At 32.5% G+C, this 3781-nt stretch carries 4 protein-coding genes; all 4 read right to left on the reverse strand.

The genetic code is table 11. The features are described from left to right. Positions 1–331: 331 nt before the first annotated feature. The 4 genes from ACESQI_RS23995 to ACESQI_RS24010 all read right to left on the reverse strand — a co-directional run bounded on the left by ACESQI_RS23995 (position 332) and on the right by ACESQI_RS24010 (position 3166). Complete coding sequence (locus tag ACESQI_RS23995) at positions 332–907, reverse strand: hypothetical protein (protein WP_122201826.1); 576 nt, start codon at positions 905–907, stop codon at positions 332–334. Positions 908–924: 17 nt separating this feature from the next. Continuing rightward, entirely contained in the window at positions 925–1938 is a 1014-nt protein-coding gene (locus ACESQI_RS24000; RefSeq protein ID WP_122201825.1) for a putative toxin, read from the reverse strand. A 64-nt stretch (positions 1939–2002) separates the two neighbouring features. Continuing rightward, positions 2003–2536, reverse strand: a complete 534-nt coding sequence (locus ACESQI_RS24005; protein WP_122201824.1) for a hypothetical protein — start codon at positions 2534–2536, stop codon at positions 2003–2005. A gap of 219 nt (positions 2537–2755) precedes the next feature. After that, positions 2756–3166, reverse strand: a complete 411-nt coding sequence (locus ACESQI_RS24010) for a hypothetical protein (protein WP_025866953.1) — start codon at positions 3164–3166, stop codon at positions 2756–2758. Positions 3167–3781 lie beyond the last annotated feature (615 nt).

A 3781-nucleotide genomic window follows, 5' to 3' on the forward strand; every position in this document is an offset into this window, starting at 1 on the left:
ATCTATCCGGAAGAATTATTCCATCATTATAACTAATTAAAAACTCAACGACTTTCTTTGAATACTCGTTGGTAATATATCCCAAACCGAATCAAAAAAGAAGAATCTAGATTAATTATTTTTTCTAAAGAAAGAACTCTATAATCGTCGTCATTTATATCTATCACTCTGTAATTCTCCACCATTTTATTGCCTGTAAAATTCTAATATTTTCTTACGTTGAGATTGCGTAGTTTTCTTCCCAGGACCAGTATTTATAGGATTTAGAATTTTATTGATTAACAAACAATTCATTTCACATTATAAATACAAACGATATGTAACAGGCCTGTTACCATTGAAATATGTCTAACAAAATCCCATCAGTTTCTTGGTCAAAGATTATACCGTTATCCGCGTCCAAATAAGCACATAAGTCCCTTAAAAGTTGCTCTAAAAACACCATGTCGATTTTCCGCTGTTTACTAAACCAAAATGTGATTTTTCCTAAATATTCAGGAAGAACTCTTTGAGGTATATCAATTTTCCCATCTGAAAATATTATTGAGAAATATTCATTTTCAATTTCAGCATTATAATTATATCTTTTCTTTAATAGTAATGCTCCAGCAGGAGCACTTAACCATCTTATGGGTATAGAGATATTATTTTTGTTAAAATTATAACCTAACGGTTCGTATGGACCACATCTATCAGGTAGCAAAATTCCATCCTTATAACTAATAAAAAAATCAACAATTTTCTTGGAATACTTATTGCTCATACTATCCCAAACCGTATCTAAAAAAATATCATACTCTTTTTCTGTAAAATTCCAATCTTTCATAAACTCTACAAACCTTGGATCGGTAAAGTTTTCCCTTGTTTTAATCTGTAAACAGATGTTCTTATAATCAAAATTTCCCATAATTTATTAAATCTATTTTATTGTGGACCAATATCATTTCTTCTTCTGATTTCTTTAGTTGGTATATTACCGGATACATGGGTCTTTTCTCCGGTTATAATCGTGAAATCTTTACCTGTACCTTGTGCTACTTGACGCTCTCCTCTTATCTGTTTTGTATTCGAAAGGGACTTGACATCTTTAATTTCAATAATTTTCGTGTCAGTTATGGTATCTGGGATAACGGTTACTTTTTCTCTTGTTCCTGGTAATGTAACTGTTTTTTTGGCTGTATTCTTAACCTCACCTATACTCTCTAACACTTTAGCTTCATTTTGTATTCCCCGTTTCATTGCACTCACGCCATCTACAGCTTTATCTGCAGTTTTAGCTGTATCAACTGCTTTATCTATAGCACGAACACCTTTTATTGCAGCTCCCGCTCCACCCGGAATCACAGGTAAAGCAACAGCAGCGGCATCAAGCACTATTCCTACTCCATCAACAATTGCCCCAACAATATTACCACCTTGTACATTGTTGACAAAGCTTTTAACTCCCATTGCAAGGCTGGCTATATCCCATGCCGATTCTACATATTTTCCCGTCGGATCTTTATACCTCACCGGATTATTCAATGCATATACATACGGACTCACCGTATAGTACTCCTCGCACAGCGGGTCTACCTGATTAAAACGGTTCATGATGGCATACATTGCACGTGCACCAAAGTTATATTCATCCAGATAATTCGTACCCATGAATTCTTTGCCACCCAACCCAAACGGATAAGTGGTATAAGGCTTTCTATCCATTATGCCGGATGGATAATAACTGGGATATCCGAAAGCTTTTTTACTCCCTTTCTCGTATTCCCAAGTACAACCGATATGGGCTTTGACGGCATAATAATTTCTATAACCGGTGCGATTATACAAATTCAAATAGCCATCCAAAGTGGTGACTCGTCTCAATTTCCCGGCAGCGTAATAGTAATCTTCACTCCAATCATTGATTCCGGTGATATAGGGATCGGTGTTGCTTACCACTGTATCTAAAGGGGAGTCGGTTTAGTGGGGTAAGAACCATAAGAATCACGCACCTTGCGGCCAGTTAATGTCCTCTAAGTTTAAATTCTCCGCGCTCAAAATGTTCAATCACAGTAGGCGTTGTATAATTGATACCAAAATTATCCGGTCCAAAGTCATATTTTACTAAGAAACGTTTTTTGAAATCCCGATAGATTTTCATAGCCCACTTTACATACTCTTCGTCTTTCTTAATAAAATCCCAAGCAGGTCTATCAAAATATTGTTTGGTAAAATAAAAGCGAGATGGAGGGAGTAATTGGTCTTTTGTGATTTTTTCAAAGTCAAATTGAATTATAAGTTCTTTATCAAAGTCTACATAATATGTAAGTTCTCCTGATGGTAGTAAGCAGCTTTTATATTCGAATAGTTCAATCCACTTTGGTAAAGTTAAATAAACTTGACCATAATTTAATAATTCGGCATTAAGCTTCGCTATGATAGGATTTGCATCAAAACTATATGTTTTTACGCATACAATATCACGCTCTTCTAACCATTGCTGTATACCAAGTAAATCTTCCGGTAATACATAAAAATTAATTTGTGATGATAACATGTTGTATTTTTTATTATAAGAGCTTGTTTAAATTTTGCTCGCCACTGTTTTGAGATTTGTTTTCGAGGATATTTTTCAGCTTTTATAAGGAGCATAGCGGACTATGTGACGAATAAAAACTGAAAAATATCCTCGAAAACAAATCTCAAAACAGGTCGATAAAGCCTATATAAAAATTATTTCAGGAAAATTTAAACAGGCTCTAAGCATTGTTAAGGATTATGTTTGTTTTTCTTTTTTATAACGTTCTGTTATATTTGTAATTTTATATCCACTGAAAACTCCAAATATTAATAGCATAACAAAACTGAATACTATTGAAATTTTATCTAGCCTTAGAATTATATATAAACAAAAATACCAAACAAAAACTTGCTTTATTATGATGCCCGAATTGAGATAAAGAATATATTTAATGCCCGTTCCTTTATGCCAAATTGCAGATTTACTATCAATGGGGTCAATTATGCCTGCAATAACCATCCCAATGGCACCCACTAACATAACAATTCTTACAATAAATATATATGGAATTGAATCCACATAATCTCTGAAAACAGAAATACAAATCATAATAAAACACATTGGTAATGTGATTCTATTTATAAAATAGAGAAAAGATTTTTTCATAATCTTAATTAATTTAATATTAAGTTGAAAAAATGATACAAAATATTACCATCTTGCTTATTTTGATTTCCTTTAGTTTGTTCTTGTCTTACTTCATTAGCATCTTTGCTCGGGTCTGGATTGGTTAATTGAACTCCAATTTCTGTACCTTTTGAATTTTAACGAATCATTGATATAATGTATGGCTATTCAATAATCTCAAAATAAAAATCAAGACAATTAAATTTTATATAACCAACCGGAGAAAAATCAAATTTAAACTCTATAGTATAAAGGTGTCTCTTATCATCATAGTTATAAGAAAAAGATGTTATTTCCAACCCTCCTATGGTATAAGGAGCTTTAAATTCAAAGCAAAATCTAAAGAAAAACAAATGTGCGTTTTAATCGCCATGAAATCAAAGTCGTTACACATATTTTCTTGTCCATTCCAGTTTATGTCAATCTCTAGGTTAGTAGGGTGACCATCATTATCAATCAATCCACTTAAATCCGTTAATAAAACTTTCATCTAAAATGAGATGATCTATTTCTCTGCTTTTGTAAACAAGTTTTTTCATTTTATTTTCATTGATTCAACCCAAAAATTCGGCACTCCATTGTAATGATCTATAA

The sequence above is a fragment of the Bacteroides sp. HPS0048 genome (genome assembly GCF_964240755.1).
Lineage (GTDB): Bacteria > Bacteroidota > Bacteroidia > Bacteroidales > Bacteroidaceae > Bacteroides > Bacteroides nordii.

Bases quoted from the DNA above. Each gene is read 5' to 3' on its own strand.
- ACESQI_RS23995 (WP_122201826.1), bottom strand. From the start codon at position 907: ATGGGAAATTTTGATTATAAGAACATCTGTTTACAGATTAAAACAAGG.
- ACESQI_RS24010 (WP_025866953.1), bottom strand. From the start codon at position 3,166: ATGAAAAAATCTTTTCTCTATTTTATAAATAGAATCACATTACCAATG.
- ACESQI_RS24005 (WP_122201824.1), bottom strand. From the start codon at position 2,536: ATGTTATCATCACAAATTAATTTTTATGTATTACCGGAAGATTTACTT.